The sequence below is a fragment of the Psychroflexus montanilacus genome (genome assembly GCF_020164535.1).
GTDB lineage: Bacteria > Bacteroidota > Bacteroidia > Flavobacteriales > Flavobacteriaceae > Psychroflexus > Psychroflexus montanilacus.
The window spans coordinates 283,339-300,782 of the sequence record NZ_JAIQZC010000003.1 but is presented as its reverse complement, the minus strand read 5'-3'; the positions used below and the strand labels follow the sequence as shown (position 1 = coordinate 300,782).

Below are 17,444 nucleotides of genomic sequence, written 5' to 3'. Positions count from 1 at the left end.
TTTATAAAAAGATAAATTATGAAGTATGTCTATCTAGTTCTTTTAAGCGGTTTAATAGTCAGTTGTAATAAAAAGTCGGATGATAAAGAACCTGTTGAAGGAAAGTGGATAAAAGGCGATGAGACTGAACAAGTTGAAATCATCGAAGATCATTTTCAGGGTTTTGGTAAAGCTATGTGGGAAGTGAGTTATCGTTTCAAAGAACTATATGTCGCTGGTGAAAATGAAAACTGGGGTTATGCAGAACACCACGTGCACGAAATGGAAGAGGCGATTGAGCTAGGCTTAGAAAGAAGACCAGAACATACCGAAGCTGCTTCTCAATTTTTAACAGTTTCCATTCCAGAAATAAATAAAGCCATTGAAGAGAATAACAAGGTTCTATTTGATGAAAAATATGAGGCTATGAGGCAAAGCTGCAATGCCTGTCACGTCATGAGAGACCATGAATATATAAAAGTAAAAACACCAACAGAATACTATTCGATCGTTGGCAAAGCGGATTAATCCCGTTACAACTGTAAAAAAAATTGGCGTTATTGATAATTCGATAACGCCTATTTTTTTTGAAAAACGAAACCCAGTTTACCAGATTTCTGTGAATTTTCAATAAACTCTCTAGCTCTTATACCCTGTCCAACTGTAAAAGTAGAACGACAGGAATGTTGGGTATAGCCCATAAAATTTCTTATATCCTCTTCTGTAAGTTGATAAGGCAAATCTTCGCAGTTTCTTAAATCACCCTCATATTCACAATTTTCATTTATCAAATGAAAATATCGATACAAATTAGGCATGGCATTGGTATCTGTCACTCTATCACCTGTACATTTGGCATTGTAGCTGAGATCATTTTCATCTCTGGTGATATGCTCACAATTCATAGCTTTCTCTCCGGTATGCGTATGTAAAAGTCCAAGAATATGTCCAACTTCATGAGGTAAAATTCCAGTTTTATAGTTTAGCATGTTCACCGACATTTGATTTGAAGACCACTTTCCCCCTCTCAAATTATTATTGTTATTGGTAAACCTATACGGAACGTAAATATTTAAAACTTCATCTGAAACAGGGTAATTCTTTTTAACGTGCTTATTAAATTTATAATAGTCTGACCAGTAGATTTCAGAATCATCGATATAGTTTAAGTCGTTTAGTTCAAAACAAATCTTCATTTCAGCAAAAGCTGAGTTAAGAAGTTCTAATGACTCTTGAACCTTTGCTTTAGTGAGCGGATCTTGATTACTACCGTCTGTTTTATTAATCCCCCAAAAAACGATTGGAATAACAACTTCAGAAAAATCACTCAAATCATGAGGATCTGTCGAATAAGAATAGGCTGGATTGGGCTTACACTGATTCATGTTATGTTCAATTTCACCTGAATCATAAATGCAAAAGTTGCTAGATTCAATACTAAAATCAGGTGGATCACTTATAAAAAATGAACCAACAATACTAAATAACAGTATCATGTTACACATATCTTGCCTTAAAAATGTAGACTAAGATAAGTTTTCTTGATGATTTTTAAGGATAAGCTGAAAAATCAAGGAATAAAAACAATGATAACCGATTTCAAATTTAGTTTAGAAATTTAATTTTTACGGTCTAAGGTATAAAGATCATTCCGGATATCTTTCAAATTCTTTACACTCCCAAAATTATGCAATTCTCTCAAGGCTAGTAGATCGACATCAGCAATGAGGATCATCTCTGTATTAGGGGTGGTTTGCGCTTTTATTCCATCACTTGGAAATGCAAAATCAGAAGGAGTAAACACCGCTGACTGCGCATACTGAATATCCATATTATGCACTTTTGGCAGGTTACCAACACTTCCTGCAATTGCCACGTAACATTCGTTTTCCACCGCCCGAGCCTGCGCACAAAGTTTCACTCTGGAAAATCCATTTTGCGTATCGGTAAGAAATGGGACAAAAAGAATATCCATTCCTTCTTTAGCCAGAATTCTAGATAACTCCGGAAACTCAACATCATAGCAAATCAAGATCCCAATTTTACCACAATCGGTGTCAAATACTTTAAACTCACTTCCACGTTGCATCCCCCAAACCCTAGCTTCATCCGGGGTGACGTGTATTTTCTCATAGCGCTCTATGCTCCCATCGCGTCTGCATAAATAACCGACATTGTATAGTTTATTATCAATCACTTCTGGCATGCTTCCAGAAATAATATTGATATTGTAAGCAATAGACAATTCTGCCATTTTACTTTTGATAGGCTCAGTATATTTGGCCAATTCTCGTATGGCTTCCGGCTCACTCAAATGGTTGTACTTCGACATCAGAGGCGCATTGAAAAACTCGGGAAACAATGCAAAATCGGAACGGTAACCCGACAAGGATTCTACAAAATACTCCACCTGATGCAATAACTCCTCTAAACTCCTGTAAGACCGCATTTGCCATTGCACTAGCCCTAGACGTACTTCACTTTTCTGGTTGGAAGGTGCTTTAGATTCTTTTTCAAAATAAATATTATCCCACTGCATCAAGACAGCATACTCTTTAGAATCCTTGTCCCCATCGAGATAATTGGACAAAATTCTCACCGGTCTAAAGTCATTAGACAATTGAAAATTCAACACGGGATCATCGATCTCTTTGGTCCTTACTTTTTGGATGTACTGCTTCGGCGTCAATTTACTGGAAACCTTATGGTAATTTGGGATTCTGCCACCGAACACGATTCCTTTTAGATTCAGCTGTTCCGTCAATTCCTTTCGGTAATCGTAAAGTCTCCTTCCCAGCTTCAAACCTCTGTATTCTTTTTTGATAATCACATCAATTCCATACAGCATATCCCCGTGTTCTGTGTGATTCTTGAATTTCACATCCCCGGCAATATCATCATAAGTATGCTGATCGGACAGCTTATCATAATCCACAATAATAGAAAAAGCACAACCCGCCAGATCACCATTAACCAAAATGACCACCTGTCCTTCAGGAAAAATATCCATCAAGCTTCGCAACTCATCCTTACGCCAGTAAGCATCTGGAGCATCACCATAAATTTCAATAAACACCTCCTTCAAGGCTTCAAAATCCTTGAGCGAAAGGTATTTCAATTCAATTTGTTCGATTTTTGGAGAATTTTCAGTCGACATAAAAGCGTTGATTTAAGTATAAAATTAAAATATGACCGGTATTAATTTCAGAATAGAAAAGGGATATCATTTTACTACTGAACTTGTGCAAAGTTAGCCATAAAGTCTATAGATAATGAGCTTTACATATCATCTTCGTTTGAATTAGGCGTCCAAAGCGAAGATGATTTCTAAAGCTTATAAGGTTCACTTTTTAAAAAAAGCAAATTAAAAAGAGCGCTTACATTTCCAGCAAGTAAGCAAAAATAAGGGGAGCAACAATCGTGGCATCGCTTTCTATGATAAATTTAGGCGTATCGATGTCCAGTTTCCCCCAGGTAATTTTTTCGTTGGGAACCGCTCCGGAGTAGGATCCGTAACTCGTAGTTGAATCTGAAATCTGGCAAAAGTAGTTCCAAAATGGCGTATCCGTGCGTTCCATATCCTGGTACAACATGGGCACCACACAAATTGGGAAATCCCCTGCAATTCCTCCTCCAATTTGGAAAAAGCCAATGCCTTCTTTTGAGTTATCGGTGTACCAATCTGCCAGAAATGTCATGTACTCAATTCCAGATTTTACGGTAGACGCTTTCAATTCTCCTTTCATTACATAGCTGGCAAAAATATTTCCCATGGTACTGTCTTCCCATCCAGGGACCACGATGGGCAAATTCTTCTCTGCTGCAGCATACATCCAGGAATCTTTCAGGTCGATTTCATAATACTCTTCCAAAACTCCCGAAAGCAACAATTTATACATGTATTCGTGCGGAAAGTAACGCTCACCTTTAGCCTCCGCATCTTTCCAGATTTTCACAATGTGTTTCTGCAAACGTCTAAAAGCTTCTTCTTCAGGAATACAGGTATCCGTCACCCGATTCAATCCTTTTTCTAAAAGCTTCCATTCGTCTTGCGGCGTCAGATCTCGGTATTCAGGGACCCGCTTGTAATGGGAGTGAGCGACCAAATTCATAATATCTTCTTCCAAATTGGCTCCTGTGCAAGACACGATGTGCACTTTATCCTGACGAATCATTTCGGCGAAAATCTTACCTAATTCTGCAGTACTCATCGCCCCTGCCAGGGAAACCAGCATCTTGGAACCGCCTTCCAATTGCTTTTCGTATGCTTTCGCAGCATCTACAAGACTCGCTGCATTGAAATGTAAGTAATATTTTTCTATAAATTCTGAAATGGGTTTACTCATGGGTTTATGTTTTATTTTGATTCTGAAAAAAGAACAAGGAAAATAGAACATAGATTTATATCGTTAAACCTACGGTTATATAACCTCTATAAATATTTTCTTTAGTCTTTTTTTTGCTCTAACTATCTGTATTTTAGATTCTTGGCATTCTCTCTTTGTTCTCTGCCCTCTTCACTTTCTTCTCTTGTCTTTTTTCTATTCTCTTTGTTCTATATTCTTTTCTACAATCTAACTACAACTGATTTTGAAAAGCTGAAGCCATTCTTTGGAAATGTTCAATCTTGGTTTCTAACTCTTGAAATTCTTTTTCAGTTAAATATAATCTATGTTTTGCGATAAGAAGTTGTGTAATAAGTTCAAAAGAAGACCCAATTGAAACATTGATGAAATGTTTAAAGCTTTTTTGACTCCCAGCTGAGCCTTCTGCAATATTACTGGGTATGGATATAGAACAACGATTCATTTGATCGGACAATGCAAACCTTTCTAAAGAAGGGAACTTTTTTATAACATCCGATACCTCAAAAGCAATCTCCAAGCCTAACTTCCAAATATTTAAATTTTTATAGTTATGCCTTTTAGCCATTAGAAATATTTTTTAAACTAAGCTCTATTTTCTTTTCTCTTTGTTCTTTTCTCTTTGCTCTAAAGATCAAAAATCTAAAATCTCACTTCTAATATCTAATCCTCCTCGTCTTCAGAAGCATTTTCATATTTGAATTTATAGCTCAACATTTTATAATACAGCTTTGCTGCCAAGAAATCGGATGACTTATCGACTTCATTAGGGCAAAGTTCTACGATATCAAACCCAACCACATTTTTCTTTTTGAAAATATCTTTTAAAAACTCCAAAGTTTCGTACCAGAATAAACCTCCTGGCTCCGGGGTTCCTGTGGAAGGCATAATTGATGGGTCAAAAGCATCCAGGTCTATGGTAATAAAGACATTAGGAGTCATTTGTCCTATAGCATCATCTTGCCAATCTTCATACAAATCATGAGCAAAATACACACGGTTTTCATCCATATGTTCTAACTCTGACTCATCCATAGAACGAATTCCAACTTGGATTAAATTTCCTTTTTTACTAGCTTCATGAACCGCACAGGCGTGATTGCAGGCACTTCCCTCATAAGAAGGTCTCAAGTCCGCATGAGCATCAAGTTGAACAACCGTCAAATCTGGAAATTGCTCGTGAAAAGCTCGGATGGTGCCGATGGAAACAGAATGTTCACCTCCAAAAATAGTGACGAATTTATCCTGAGCAATATAGTTTTTGGTGGTCTTGTGAACAGCTTCCACCATTTTTTCTGGCGAACTATTCTCCGACACAGGAGGCGCCAGATAAATTCCTTTCTTGTAAACTTCTGTCCGGGTTTCTATGTCGTATAACTCCATATTTTCCGAAGCTTCCAAGAAGGCCTGAGGGCCTTTATCTGCTCCTTTTTGCCAAGAACTTGTTCCATCATAGGGAACTGGAATTAAAACGACTTTCGCCTCGTCTATACGTGCATACTTGTCTGGAATTCCTGCATAATTTGTTTTAGATGCCATGATAACCTAAAATTTTGAGTAAATCTTCACTTTTTTGTTGTTCGCTAAATAATTCTGTCGACAGACTTCCATCGTCGTTTTTTTGTATTAAAATATGCTTAGGACTTGGAATTAAGCAATGCTGCAAGCCTCCAAATCCACCTATAGTTTCTTGATAGGCTCCCGTATTGAAAAAGCCGATATACAGCGGATCTTCTTTCTCATATTTGGGAAGATAGATCGCATTCATATGTTGTTCAGAATTGTAATAATCATCACTATCACAAGTTAAGCCTCCAAGCAGAACCCGTTCGTACCTGTCCTGCCACCTGTTAATGGCCAGCATGATAAATCGTTTGCTTATCGCCCAGGAATCTGGCAATGTAGTGATAAACGAAGAGTTGATCATATTCCACTTTTCACGGTCATTTTGTTGTTTTTGATACAAAACTTCATAGATAGCTCCTCCACTTTCTCCTACTGTAAAACTTCCAAATTCAGTAAAGATATGCGGTACAGGAACGTCCTCTTCCTCGCAAGTCAGTTTGATTTGATTGATAACCTCATCAATCATATATTGATAATCGTATTCAAAAGCAAGTGAGTTTTTGATAGGAAAACCTCCCCCAATATTAAGACTATCCAAACTTGGGCAAATCTTTTTCAATCTGGTGTAAACGCGTAAACATTTCTGAAGTTCATTCCAATAGTAGGCGTTATCTCGTATGCCTGTATTGATAAAGAAATGAAGCATTTTAAGATCAACCTGATCATTATTTTTGATCTGATCTTCGTAAAACGGGACAATATTTTTATAACCAATCCCTAACCTAGAGGTATAAAATTCAAACTTTGGTTCTTCTTCAGAAGCGATTCTAATTCCAATTTTAAAGTCTTTATCGATATCTCTGGTAAGTAAAGCTATCTCTTCGTAATTATCTATTACAGGAATACAATTATGATGACCGCTATTGATTAAATTGGCAATATTGGAAACGTATTGATCCCTTTTAAAACCATTGCAAATCACATAGGTGTCTTTGGTGATTTTCCCTTTCTCTTTCAAGCTGTTTACAATATCAATATCAAAAGCTGATGAGGTTTCAATATGAATATTATTCTTTAAAGCTTCATCCAACACGTGTTTAAAATGGGAACTTTTGGTACAATAACAGTAATTGTAACTGCCCTTATAGTCGTGTTTTTCTATTGCCTCTTTAAACCATTTCTGAGCTCTGAGAATGTTTTCAGAAATTTTAGGTAAGTAGGTAAACTTTAGTGGGGCTCCATATTTTTCAACTAGACCCATAAGGTCAATATCATGAAACTTGAGTTCGTTGTCACTTAAAGTAAATTCGTCTTGGGGAAAATCATAGGTTTGACTGATTAAGTCAATGTACTTTGTGTTCATTTATAAACTAATTGTTAGCCTTAAAGTTAAGTAAAAAAAATATGTTTTGTGAAGAGTTATCAATCTTAGTGAAAATTAAAGATTGGATGATATAACACAAACTTGCAGACTTGGAGAAACTTCATGAGTTGAAGCTGGATTAAATTGAAATTCAATACAAATGAAACTCATTTATAGATAAGTAAAAAGCCTTAAAATGTTAAATTTTAAGGCTTTCAAAATTCTTAATATTAAGTTCATATCACTGTATAGGTTTATCTTTTTCCCATCTCCCTTCAAAACTGACATTACCATCGATGTCATAAAGTGTCCCTGAACCACTTCGTAAACCTTTTTTGAATTGACCTTCATATTTTTCGCCTGTTGGATAATAAAAAGTCCCCTCTCCTGTTCGTTCACCCATGACAAAGTCACCCTCGTACCGAGCACCATCAGACCATTTAAACTCACCTCTCCCGTTTCTCCTGTTGTTTGTCCATTCTCCTCTATAAATTGAACCGTTAGCCCAAACCCCAACTCCACTACCATCAGCTTCATTGCCTTTAGTTTCGCCGATATAGTGAATAAGGACATCATTTTCTGACTTAAAACTAATAACCTTTAATGTTTCCTTACGATCTAGTTGCCTTGTTTTGCTGCTCAGTTCGTTTTCGAGACTATCATTTGTACGCTTCAGCTGACTTGAAGTCAATTTAAAATTTTGCTGAAGAGAATCTAACTTAACTGAAATTGAATCCTTTTCCTGTTGTAAGTTGTTCAACTCAGTCCTCATATTTATTTTGGTTAGCTCATCATCCTCTTGAGAATCTAAAATATCTTGAATACGCTGAATTCTTTCATCAACTTTTTTTTTCAAATTTTTATCCAAAATATTCAAATCCTTATATCCTCTCAATGCTTTTTCAGGTCGCTTATCAAGAATCCAAATGTCATCTACCGCAATTAAATCTTGAAGCGTATTGAATTCGGTTTCTAATTCTTCATAAGCAGAAACAGGAATGGTTTCACTTTCTTCATATGCAGTAAGCTTGGAATCCACAGTATAAATAATCACCAATAAACCTAATATTGTAAGAAGTGCGATGAGGAATAAAAATCTGTAACGTTTTTTATTTTTTTTATCTTTTGAACTCATATTGAATAAATTTTATTCGTAGAATCTTGTATCTGGTATTTTGTCATCAAATTTTCTAAGATCTAAGTTAATGTAAACGTTGAATTTGAATATCCAACGTTCTCTATATACCCCTCCAAAGTCAGAAGATTGCCCAGTGGTGTACATCATGTTGGCAGAATAACTTACTCTTGGAGAGGCGATGTAACCTATGCCAGGATATAATCTCAAATCTTCAACTGGGTTATCTACAATTCCTTTCCCAGTTTGCATAATAAGCTCAACATCTGGATTGAAGTAGAAAGCTCCAGGTTGTAAATTGGGTTTATTTAGCGGGATTTTCATCATGAATTTATAACGCCACCTATTTCCAAACTCATAATCTGAACCTTTAGCAAAACTTCTCTTCCATCTATGTTCTATTCTTATCCTGTGGTATACTCTAAAACGTTCAAATGGCATTGTCCAAATGTATTCATGCCAAAGCCGAGGCTCCAGGATAAGGTCTTGCAGGTCATCTCCGCTTTGCTCTCCAAAATCCACCCTCAACACCCCACCAAATGTAGCACTGAAGTTTTTTGTAGGAATGTATTTGATCCCGTGCCTATTGTAGATTTGAGCAACATCTCCTATGAAGTTTCGGTCATCGTTCTCCCGCATCCTGTAGTGAAGTTCCGCATGCCAAAACCATTTTTCACTAATACGGAAAGTACCGTAACTATTGATCCAGGTAAGTGTTTCTGGTTCACTTAAAATGGATTGGTCTGGAAAACTGTTCTCACCTTCCTGAGAAAAAACTAGGCTTGAAAAACAAATAAAAATTAAGGCGAAAAAATAAGCTCCTCTCAACTTCATAAACATCAATATTTCAAGTCAATTTCTAAGACTGATAAAATCTTTTCAGGATCTTTTTGTCTTCTTAATTCTCTTTCTTCTGCCTTTGTATCACGCTTGCTCAAATCCAGCATCTTTTGATAGACCTTATTTATATCTTCCATGGCATTTTCCAGTTTTCCACAAGAAAAGTCACCGCTTAATTTATCAAGCAGATAGGGTTTGAGACTTTCATCAAAGGCCTCATAGATATTTTCTTTGATACGTTCAGACATATCTACCATCATATAGGGGTTGAAAGTCGTGTTTGTATAAGCATCATCTAAACGCTCGTTTTTAGACTTTAAATCTTCTAAAAACTCGTAGAAATCGATAAGGTTATCAAAACAGCTTAGTAGGTTTTTAATTTCTTTCTTCTTTTTATCAACTTCTAAATTGCCATAAGCATTAAAGCATTCTTCGGTAAGTTCCAGAACTAAATTAGAATAACGTTCATGTAGTGAATTATAATTTTCTTCTTTAGAATTTGCATCAAAAAGACTTTCAATTTTATCTTTCTTCTTGATCAGCTTCTCTTCATCTTCAGAGAGTGATTTTTCGACCTCCATCGCCTCAAAGATTTCGCTCACTTCTTCGCTTATAGCCTTTACATCTTTATATATGTCATTTATCAGAAGGTTTGCCTTTTCCAGGTCAAAGTCTTCACGTTCTGGTGAATTTGGGAATTTATGAGATTTGGTGACCAATTCAGATTGAAATTCATAGGTCACTTCTACAGGAAAGCGGAGCTTAGGCCATATCCTATTGTAAATATCATCTCTTTGTATGTATACAAAAGCATCAGAGGTAACGACATTCACCAGTTTTTTCAATTGACTCATCTCATTTCTGTAGACATTGAAAATCAATTCAGCTTCATTGAATTTTTCATAAACAGGCTTACCTATTTTTACCTTAGAATTATCTTGAAATTCTTTCAGCATAGCTTGTATTTCGTCAAAATTCTCTGCTATCTCATTTACTTGTTTCTTTTCTTTTGAAGTCAACTCAAGTTTTCTCACTTTGAATTTTCCTAAACCTAATGGTTTACTGCCTTTAAAAGCATTCCAAATGTCAAATTGTGTATTGTATGAAAAAGAAAGTATACTGTTTTCAATAAACTCGTTCGTTTTTTTGTGGTAAGTATTAAGCGACACATCGATAGATGAAGAAACTGATTGTTCAACTTCAAGATCTACAAGGTTTAAAATATCAAAATATCCATCTTCAAGAGTGATGTCTTCCCATTGCTCTTCTTTTGCTATTGTTGTATCTAAGCCAGCATAAGAAATATCAAAGGTTTTACCATCAATGATGATTTCATATTTTTTCAAAAGGCCTGCTTCAAAAGTTCGATTTTCTATAACCTTTTCATCTTTATGTTCAATCTCCCATTCCCCATGGAAATATCCATCGGCGTTAAAATAACCTTGAACAAGAATAGATTTAGAATTTGACTTTAATGAGCCTACAAGTTGGTTGTTTTTGAAAGTAGATTCTATCAAAAATAAGGTGTCTTCTACATTGGAATTAATATAATCCTGTTTTACGACTTTCCAATTCCCTACAGCTACGCCATCTTGAAATTGACCTGAAACTAAATTTTCGGTTCCAGAAGCTAAATTTCCAACTCTAAACCCAGAAACAAATTTCTGATCACCTTCTATCATTTTTTTATTGGAATACAGCCAATCACCAGTTTTTTTATCAGAGGAAAACTCACCTTCATAGGTGATCGCTTCAAAGTCAAAACTTTTTAACTTGGACTCTGTAACTGATTGAAAATTGAATTTCCCGTCGTAAACGGTCTCCCCTCGACTTTTATCGTACTCGTATTCTGCTATTCCAATTATACTATCGTTTATCTTAAGAGAGTCTTTTCTTATTTCCCTATCCTGAGCGTGCATGGAAAAGTTAAAAAGCAACACCAAAACCAAGATCATCTTGCTTGGGAGCAAGATTAACATAGAGAAATTATGTCCTTCAGTTTTATTCATAAACCTATTTAAACCATTCCTAAATTGATAACTTCCTGTTTGGTAAGAATACGGTAATGTCCTCTTGGAACATTTTTCTTGTCTAAATTTGCATAGACCACTCGGTCCAGCTTTTCTATTTCATAACCCAGTTTCTTGAAAATTCTTTGCACAATATGTGCTCTTTGACTTCTCAACTCCAATCCAATTATATTTTTGGGGCGGTTGTCTACATAAGCTACTTCTTCAATTTTTACTTTAGAACCTTCTATAAATGGACCGTCTTTTATGATTTCAAGATCAGATTCCTTAAGAGGTTTAGTCAACTCCACCTGATAAATTTGCCTCACACCGTTTTTATGTCCCGATAATTTCTTGGCTAATGTTCCATCATTGGTAAAAAGTATCAATCCCATAGCACTTGTATCCAATTTGCCTACAGGAGCAAGTTTAGATTTTGATGCATTCTGGACCAGGTCCAAAGCTGTTAATTTTCCTTTATCATAACTCCCTGTCACATAAAACCCTTTGGGTTTATTGAGTAGCACATAAGATTTTGGCTCTGGATTTATTAATCTACCATCAAATTTTACTTCATCTTCAAGTTTGACATGGTGACCCATTTCTGTAATCACTTTACCGTTCACGGTTACATTCCCAGACTTAATGTAGATGTCAGCGTCTCTTCGTGAACACACCCCAGAATTGGAAACATATTTATTGAGTCGCATGCCAGCGTTTGGGTTTTTCACTTGCTTATCTACTTTAGATTGAGCAACTTCCTTTTTGCTGAATTTACTTTTAGATCCCTTTTTACCGGGCTCTTTATGTTTATGTTGGTCTTTCATTTTCAAAATTTGCGCAAAGATACTGTTTTTAAAGCAGTTGACATTTTAGATTATTAAAGCATTATTTGAATAAATACCCGAAATAAAGCTGAAACGTAGCATTACGTAGACTGCCAGTCTCTACTTCAAAGCCATTGTTGATATCGGTTAAGCCAAGAGTGTATCGTATGCCTACCAAAAATCCCCAATCTGTTTTAAAACTTGCTCCAAGCGCAGCAGAGACATCAATTTCTTCAAAATCATCTTCAACAGGACTTACAAAAGAATTTTCCGAACGCTTACTTTTATACTTAGTATCTACGAGATATCCAATCTGAGGACCTAGCTCAATTGCCAAACCCTTTTTTATATAGTATTTCCCTAGCAGAGGTAAGTTAAAATATTCAAGATTGATTCTATTTTCAAAAAAAGATCCATCGACATCTCCCCTATCAGAACTACCCTGTCTTGAAAACAAAAGTTCTGGCTGCACCGCGAACCGTTCATTTATTCTGTATTCTGAAACTAATCCTACAGTAAAAGAAGATCTAAGAGATTTTACAGATTCTGTTCCCTTAAGTTCCGAAACTAGTAAACCGAATTTCACTCCATATTCAAATGAAGGATCACTTTCCTGAGCTTTTAATTGCAGAGAAGAGAGTGACAAACAAAGGACTAATAAAATACATCTCATGTTGTTGAATAATTAGCAAATGTAGGAATTCAGATTTGAAAGAAAATTTAAATAAATGAATATTTATGTTAGGGTAATACTAAACTGTGTTGTTTTAGTAATAGTGACCATCAACTTAAAATGTACGGTTTTCCCGCACTATGTTTACGGTCGAACCGTAAAGCAAAACCAAAAAGAGCCTGTATTTTTGAATAAGCAAAAATTCCTAATTATGAAAGCAATTGAATTATTACAAAAAATGGAAACTGAAATTTTAGTTCCACTTATGGTTGATGCTGGTTTCAGTAATGATGGTGAAATCTGGTGGAGATCTACTAAAGAATTTTCTTTGGTGCTTACGCTTCAAAAATACTGGTGGTCTACAGATGATAAAATTGACTTTAGAATCAATCTCGGCTTGATGATCCCTCCTATACAAAATTCTTCTCGCAGAAGACCTGAGATCACAGAAATGGCAGTATGCGTATCTCAAGATTGCTATCTTCCTGAAGATATTCAGTTTCATAAATTCAAGAACAGCATTGGTTATTGCATCAAGAATGAGGATAATGCAAATGAATTTTTAGGATTAATCCAGCGTGATTTCGAAGACTACATCATACCTCAATTAGTTCGACAGGAAACACTGGAGGATTGTGAAGAATTTTATAAAGATGTTCCGTTTTGGAATCAGAGGCTGGACAGGTTCATCCAAGAACATAGATTTAAACTTATGAATAATGTTGCAAGTTAATTAACTTATTGAGCGATATTTCATTTTTGGAACGGTATTGGATATTAAAAATTCAACCCAAAAAACACCAAGAATGCAATCAACTTTAAATCGCTTTGGCAGTTACAGCCTTCTAATTTTTTTATTTATTTCAATTATAGCTTGTAATGAAGGTAATAATTCTGCGTACAAGGCAGAATCTTCAGGAAATCTAAACCAACTAAATGTCATCATATCCAATGAAGAGTGGCAAGACTCAATAGGTGAACATATCCGTGAAATATTTGCGGCAGATGTAGCTGGATTGCCACAACAAGAGCCTAAATATGCTTTAAATCAAATTCCTCCTTCTTCATTTTCCGGATTTGCTAGAAAAAACCGAACCTTCTTAAAGATCGAAAATTCAGACAAAACCGGACACAGAGTTCTTTTGGACTCATTCGCAAAACCTCAGGTAGGGATAGCCATTACCGGACCAGACAAAGAGAGTATCATAAAAGAACTCAACGACAACAAGGAATCTTTTCTCAAAAAACTTGAACAAACAGAACTAAAGGAAAAAAGAAGACGAATGCGCAAGGCTCCCAAGGAGGTTGATGTGTTAAAAAAATCTCTTGGTATTTCCATGCTTTTCCCTTCCGCCTATCGTTACGCAAAACAAGAAGATAAGTTTTTTTGGATGCGTAAAGACATCAAAAACGGTAGCATGGAACTTCTCGCCTACGAAGTACCGACTTCAACTATTGAAAAAAATGGTGACATTATAGCCAATGTAATTAAAATGAGAGATTCCGTTGGCGAAAAACACGTACCTGGCCCAAACGAGGATACGCATATGATTACTGAAGAAGCATACGCTCCTTATTTATTTGAAACTGAAATTGACGGTAAATTTGCCTACGAAATTAAAGGAACCTGGGAAGTAAAAGGGTTTTTTATGGCAGGCCCATTTGTTACCTACGCCATAAAGGACGATAAAAAAGACCGCTATGTGATTCTTGAAGGTTTTGTATTTAAACCATCTTCATCAAAACGACAGCAGATGTTTGAAATTGAAGCCATATTGAAATCAGCTAAATTTGTTGATTAAAAACTCATCACATCTTAAATAAAAAAGCTTAGCAACATTCCGTTAGCTAAGCTTTTTTAATTAAGTAAAATCACTATTTATTAAAGTTACCGTTAATTATTTGTATTTTATTTATTGAACATATAGCATACATTTAACTAAGAGCGTTATTTTATAAGTTAATTTAGATTATTAATAATTTATAAAAAATTTAAAATATGTTGACTTACATCATTATTGCTCTTATCGGTGCTCTTATTTTCGGTATATTAGGATTTACAACAATTGCCAGAGGTTTTGCTGCTATAGCAAAAATCATATTTTATATATTTTTAATCCTATTGGCAATTTCAATCATCTCAAATCTGGCTTCCTAGTTTTTCTAATAAACAAAAATCTCTTTCAAACTTAAAACTCTTAGCCAGGCAAATCCTGGCTAAGAGTTTTCTTATCAATTGTATGTCTAAAATTAAATGCGTTTTTTAAAACTTCAAAGTCACACCAGCTAGGAAATTTATTCCTGCCTGAGGATAGAAGCCAGCACCTTCAATCGTTTCCGTTTGTCCTTGATCATTCTGAGAATCAAAAAAGAAAAAGTAGCCATTTGACTCGTACTTCACATCAAACACATTATTGATTAAGCCTGTAAACACGACAGACTTGAAGAGCGGAGCATTTTTCCACTCGTAAACAACATTGATATCGTTTGTAAAAAAGCTATCGAGTAGAGACACCTCACTATCGATATTGCCCATATACTGCTCCCCCACATACTTAGAAATCCAATTGACTTGAAAAACTTCACTTGGATGAAAGATCAATTGATTGGCTGCTATGATTTCTGGCGAAAAAGAGATATTGGTTTCCCCAAGATTTTGAATTTCACCATCCAGATTGGCTCTAAAATCAATATTTTTATTCCGGCTTAACGTCAAGTTTGGCCGAGTTGAAAACAAGCTGTTGATTTTAATATCGGCATCGATTTCCAAACCAAGTCTATAACTTTCACCACTGGTTTCCCGTATAGGCGCTCCCACATCGTCCAGAGCACCCGTCAACACCATTTGATCATTATAATACATATAGTAAACATTAGTATTGATAGTGGAATTTCCTAATTTTAATCTGTGACCCAGTTCAAAATCGTCCAAAATTTCTGGATTTGTGATTCCGTTTTCAAAATCTCTTCGCCTTGGTTCCCGCTGGGCCTTACCATAAGACCCATAAAGCTGCTGGGCATTATTAATTTGATAGGTAATCCCCGCTTTAGGGTTAAAAAAATTGAAGTTTTCATCGACCAGAAGATTCACTTTATCTGAAGTTAATCCTGAGGTTTCATAATTTACAAAACGCCCTTGCAAATCTCCAAATACACTTAGTTGATCATCGAGTTTCCAGGTGGCTTTACTGAAAACGGTAAATTCTTGCTTAGTCCCCGTTCCAAAATAGTAATTATCCCGTATTTCAGAATTCCCGGCAAATCTTGACCAGATGACTTCTCCAAAATGGTCGTTGGTATAATAACTATAAAACAAGCCTGAGGTAAAGTCAAGTTGGCTGTCGCTGTAATTTACAGTTCCATTCACCACATAATAATCATTATCCAACCAGCGTCTTCTAATTAGATCTGACTCTTCGATAGTTTCTCCACCAATTTCTATAGGGCTAATTTCATGAAAACCCAAATCAGCATCTTCTTCATACTGCTCAAAATAACCTCTTCCGTAAGTGTAATTCAAACTCAAATTGGTCGACCAGTTTTGATTTAAACGTTGGTTCCAGTGCAATTGGTAATGGTCTTGCTTGTAATTATCCACTTCATTGTCATAAAACTGGGTTTGCCCATTTTCGTCAGTATACTGCCCTGAAGGATTAAAGGTTCTGTCGGTTTCTAAAGTTTCCCGATCTATGCCGTTCCATGCCTGGTAAGTGATGTTGTTACCACCAAAAGCAAGCGCTTTTATAAACGTTCCTCCATCTTGAAACGTTCCTTGCAGGAAATACGATTTCAAATCTGAAAATGCTCTGTCGATGTAACCATCAGACTTTATTTGAGACAAACGCCCAGAAAATGTAAACTTATCTTCCAAAAGTCCAGTTCCAAATTCAACCGTATGTTTTCTGGTATTGAAAGAACCAAAAGAGTTACTCAGCTCCGCACTTGGCTCATCATTCTTGGCTTCAGTCAAAATATTCAAACTTGCTCCAAAAGCACCAGAACCATTAGTAGAGGTTCCCACACCTCTTTGCAACTGAAGACTTTCCGTCGAGGAAGCAAAATCTGGTAGATTCACCCAGAAGGTGCCTTGACTTTCCTGGTCGTTATAAGGAATACCATTCAAAGTTACATTCACGCGTGAGGCATCGCTACCTCTCACCCTGATGGAGGTGTACCCAACTCCATTTCCTGCATCGGTTGTGGAGACAACCGAGGGTAATACATTAAGCAAGACAGGAATATCTTGCCCCAGATTTCGCTCTTCAATCTCAGCTTTACTGAAGTTGGAATGTGTAATTGGTAAGTCGGCACTCACCCTAAAAGCTTCTACTAGAACTTCGTCCAAGGCTTCTTCCACTTTGGACATGTCCACATCTAGGGTTTTATCACCATCAACTTCAATTTTGAACTCTCTTCGGTTTCCGAAAATGAACACAAGTGTGTAATTCCCTTGTGGAACTTTCAACTGATAGTTTCCCTTTGTGTCGGTTACCGTTCCAAAGTTTGTAGATTTAGCATACACACTCACGTCAGAAAGTGGATTGCCTTGGTTAGTCACTTTACCTTCTATCCTGTAATCTTGTGAGAAGGATTGCCATCCAAAGAAGATAGCACATAAAAGAAATAATTTGGTTTTCATTCGTAAATAGATTTACGAATAAAAGGGGCCATTATTCAGTATTAAACAT

At 36.0% G+C, this 17,444-nt stretch carries 16 protein-coding genes; 4 read left to right on the top strand and 12 right to left on the bottom strand.

The window, feature by feature from the left end; all coding sequences use genetic code 11:
• The first annotated feature begins 18 nt into the window (after nt 1-18).
• Nucleotides 19-507 (top strand): hypothetical protein, encoded by a 489-nt coding sequence (locus tag LB454_RS10320; RefSeq protein ID WP_224464589.1) that lies wholly within the window; start codon nt 19-21, stop codon nt 505-507.
• A 50-nt stretch (nt 508-557) separates the two neighbouring features.
• Here LB454_RS10320 and LB454_RS10315 read toward each other — a convergent pair whose 3' ends face one another.
• The 11 genes from LB454_RS10315 to LB454_RS10265 form a co-directional block, all read right to left on the bottom strand.
• The gene (locus tag LB454_RS10315) at nt 558-1,475 is read right to left on the bottom strand and encodes a M43 family zinc metalloprotease (protein WP_224464588.1); all 918 of its coding nucleotides are present in this window, start codon (nt 1,473-1,475) and stop codon (nt 558-560) included.
• 122 nt (nt 1,476-1,597) lie between these two features.
• Nucleotides 1,598-3,136: a carbon-nitrogen hydrolase family protein gene (locus LB454_RS10310; protein WP_224464587.1), complete on the bottom strand. Its 1,539-nt coding sequence runs from the start codon at nt 3,134-3,136 to the stop codon at nt 1,598-1,600.
• Between the two features lie 220 nt (nt 3,137-3,356).
• The gene (locus LB454_RS10305) at nt 3,357-4,325 is read right to left on the bottom strand and encodes a deoxyhypusine synthase family protein (RefSeq protein ID WP_224464586.1); all 969 of its coding nucleotides are present in this window, start codon (nt 4,323-4,325) and stop codon (nt 3,357-3,359) included.
• 232 nt (nt 4,326-4,557) lie between these two features.
• Nucleotides 4,558-4,911, bottom strand: coding sequence for a four helix bundle protein (locus tag LB454_RS10300; protein WP_224464585.1), 354 nt, complete (start codon nt 4,909-4,911; stop codon nt 4,558-4,560).
• 95 nt (nt 4,912-5,006) lie between these two features.
• Nucleotides 5,007-5,882 (bottom strand): agmatinase, encoded by an 876-nt coding sequence (speB, locus tag LB454_RS10295; RefSeq protein WP_224464584.1) that lies wholly within the window; start codon nt 5,880-5,882, stop codon nt 5,007-5,009.
• On the bottom strand, nt 5,872-7,272 hold the full coding sequence (locus LB454_RS10290; protein ID WP_224464583.1) for an arginine decarboxylase: 1,401 nt from the start codon (nt 7,270-7,272) through the stop codon (nt 5,872-5,874). Before LB454_RS10290 ends, speB begins: the two co-directional genes overlap by 11 nt.
• A gap of 241 nt (nt 7,273-7,513) precedes the next feature.
• Nucleotides 7,514-8,407 carry an MORN repeat-containing protein gene (locus LB454_RS10285; RefSeq protein ID WP_224464582.1) on the bottom strand — a complete coding sequence of 298 codons (894 nt, stop codon included), beginning with the start codon at nt 8,405-8,407 and terminating at the stop codon, nt 7,514-7,516.
• A 12-nt stretch (nt 8,408-8,419) separates the two neighbouring features.
• Nucleotides 8,420-9,241 carry a DUF2490 domain-containing protein gene (locus LB454_RS10280; RefSeq protein WP_224464581.1) on the bottom strand — a complete coding sequence of 274 codons (822 nt, stop codon included), beginning with the start codon at nt 9,239-9,241 and terminating at the stop codon, nt 8,420-8,422.
• Between the two features lie 5 nt (nt 9,242-9,246).
• A complete protein-coding gene (locus LB454_RS10275) occupies nt 9,247-11,256 on the bottom strand; it encodes a hypothetical protein (RefSeq protein WP_224464580.1) in 2,010 nt (669 codons plus the stop codon).
• Between the two features lie 8 nt (nt 11,257-11,264).
• Nucleotides 11,265-12,083: a pseudouridine synthase gene (locus LB454_RS10270; protein WP_224464579.1), complete on the bottom strand. Its 819-nt coding sequence runs from the start codon at nt 12,081-12,083 to the stop codon at nt 11,265-11,267.
• A 61-nt stretch (nt 12,084-12,144) separates the two neighbouring features.
• Nucleotides 12,145-12,756: a porin family protein gene (locus LB454_RS10265; protein WP_224464578.1), complete on the bottom strand. Its 612-nt coding sequence runs from the start codon at nt 12,754-12,756 to the stop codon at nt 12,145-12,147.
• 211 nt (nt 12,757-12,967) lie between these two features.
• Here LB454_RS10265 and LB454_RS10260 point away from each other — a divergent pair, with 211 nt between their 5' ends.
• The 3 genes from LB454_RS10260 (at nt 12,968) to LB454_RS10250 (ending at nt 14,914) form a co-directional block, all read left to right on the top strand.
• A complete protein-coding gene (locus tag LB454_RS10260; protein WP_224464577.1) occupies nt 12,968-13,489 on the top strand; it encodes a DUF4304 domain-containing protein in 522 nt (173 codons plus the stop codon).
• Between the two features lie 73 nt (nt 13,490-13,562).
• Nucleotides 13,563-14,558, top strand: coding sequence for a DUF4837 family protein (locus LB454_RS10255; protein ID WP_224464576.1), 996 nt, complete (start codon nt 13,563-13,565; stop codon nt 14,556-14,558).
• Between the two features lie 197 nt (nt 14,559-14,755).
• Nucleotides 14,756-14,914, top strand: coding sequence for a DUF1328 family protein (locus tag LB454_RS10250; RefSeq protein WP_224464575.1), 159 nt, complete (start codon nt 14,756-14,758; stop codon nt 14,912-14,914).
• A gap of 105 nt (nt 14,915-15,019) precedes the next feature.
• Here LB454_RS10250 and LB454_RS10245 read toward each other — a convergent pair whose 3' ends face one another.
• Entirely contained in the window at nt 15,020-17,395 is a 2,376-nt protein-coding gene (locus LB454_RS10245) for a TonB-dependent receptor (RefSeq protein ID WP_224464574.1), read from the bottom strand.
• Between the last annotated feature and the right edge of the window lie 49 nt (nt 17,396-17,444).

Bases quoted from the DNA above. Each gene is read 5' to 3' on its own strand.
- LB454_RS10320 (WP_224464589.1), top strand. From the start codon at position 19: ATGAAGTATGTCTATCTAGTTCTTTTAAGCGGTTTAATAGTCAGTTGT.
- LB454_RS10315 (WP_224464588.1), bottom strand. From the start codon at position 1,475: ATGATACTGTTATTTAGTATTGTTGGTTCATTTTTTATAAGTGATCCA.
- LB454_RS10310 (WP_224464587.1), bottom strand. From the start codon at position 3,136: ATGTCGACTGAAAATTCTCCAAAAATCGAACAAATTGAATTGAAATAC.
- LB454_RS10305 (WP_224464586.1), bottom strand. From the start codon at position 4,325: ATGAGTAAACCCATTTCAGAATTTATAGAAAAATATTACTTACATTTC.
- LB454_RS10300 (WP_224464585.1), bottom strand. From the start codon at position 4,911: ATGGCTAAAAGGCATAACTATAAAAATTTAAATATTTGGAAGTTAGGC.
- speB (WP_224464584.1), bottom strand. From the start codon at position 5,882: ATGGCATCTAAAACAAATTATGCAGGAATTCCAGACAAGTATGCACGT.
- LB454_RS10290 (WP_224464583.1), bottom strand. From the start codon at position 7,272: ATGAACACAAAGTACATTGACTTAATCAGTCAAACCTATGATTTTCCC.
- LB454_RS10285 (WP_224464582.1), bottom strand. From the start codon at position 8,407: ATGAGTTCAAAAGATAAAAAAAATAAAAAACGTTACAGATTTTTATTC.
- LB454_RS10280 (WP_224464581.1), bottom strand. From the start codon at position 9,241: ATGAAGTTGAGAGGAGCTTATTTTTTCGCCTTAATTTTTATTTGTTTT.
- LB454_RS10275 (WP_224464580.1), bottom strand. From the start codon at position 11,256: ATGAATAAAACTGAAGGACATAATTTCTCTATGTTAATCTTGCTCCCA.
- LB454_RS10270 (WP_224464579.1), bottom strand. From the start codon at position 12,083: ATGAAAGACCAACATAAACATAAAGAGCCCGGTAAAAAGGGATCTAAA.
- LB454_RS10265 (WP_224464578.1), bottom strand. From the start codon at position 12,756: ATGAGATGTATTTTATTAGTCCTTTGTTTGTCACTCTCTTCTCTGCAA.
- LB454_RS10260 (WP_224464577.1), top strand. From the start codon at position 12,968: ATGAAAGCAATTGAATTATTACAAAAAATGGAAACTGAAATTTTAGTT.
- LB454_RS10255 (WP_224464576.1), top strand. From the start codon at position 13,563: ATGCAATCAACTTTAAATCGCTTTGGCAGTTACAGCCTTCTAATTTTT.
- LB454_RS10250 (WP_224464575.1), top strand. From the start codon at position 14,756: ATGTTGACTTACATCATTATTGCTCTTATCGGTGCTCTTATTTTCGGT.
- LB454_RS10245 (WP_224464574.1), bottom strand. From the start codon at position 17,395: ATGAAAACCAAATTATTTCTTTTATGTGCTATCTTCTTTGGATGGCAA.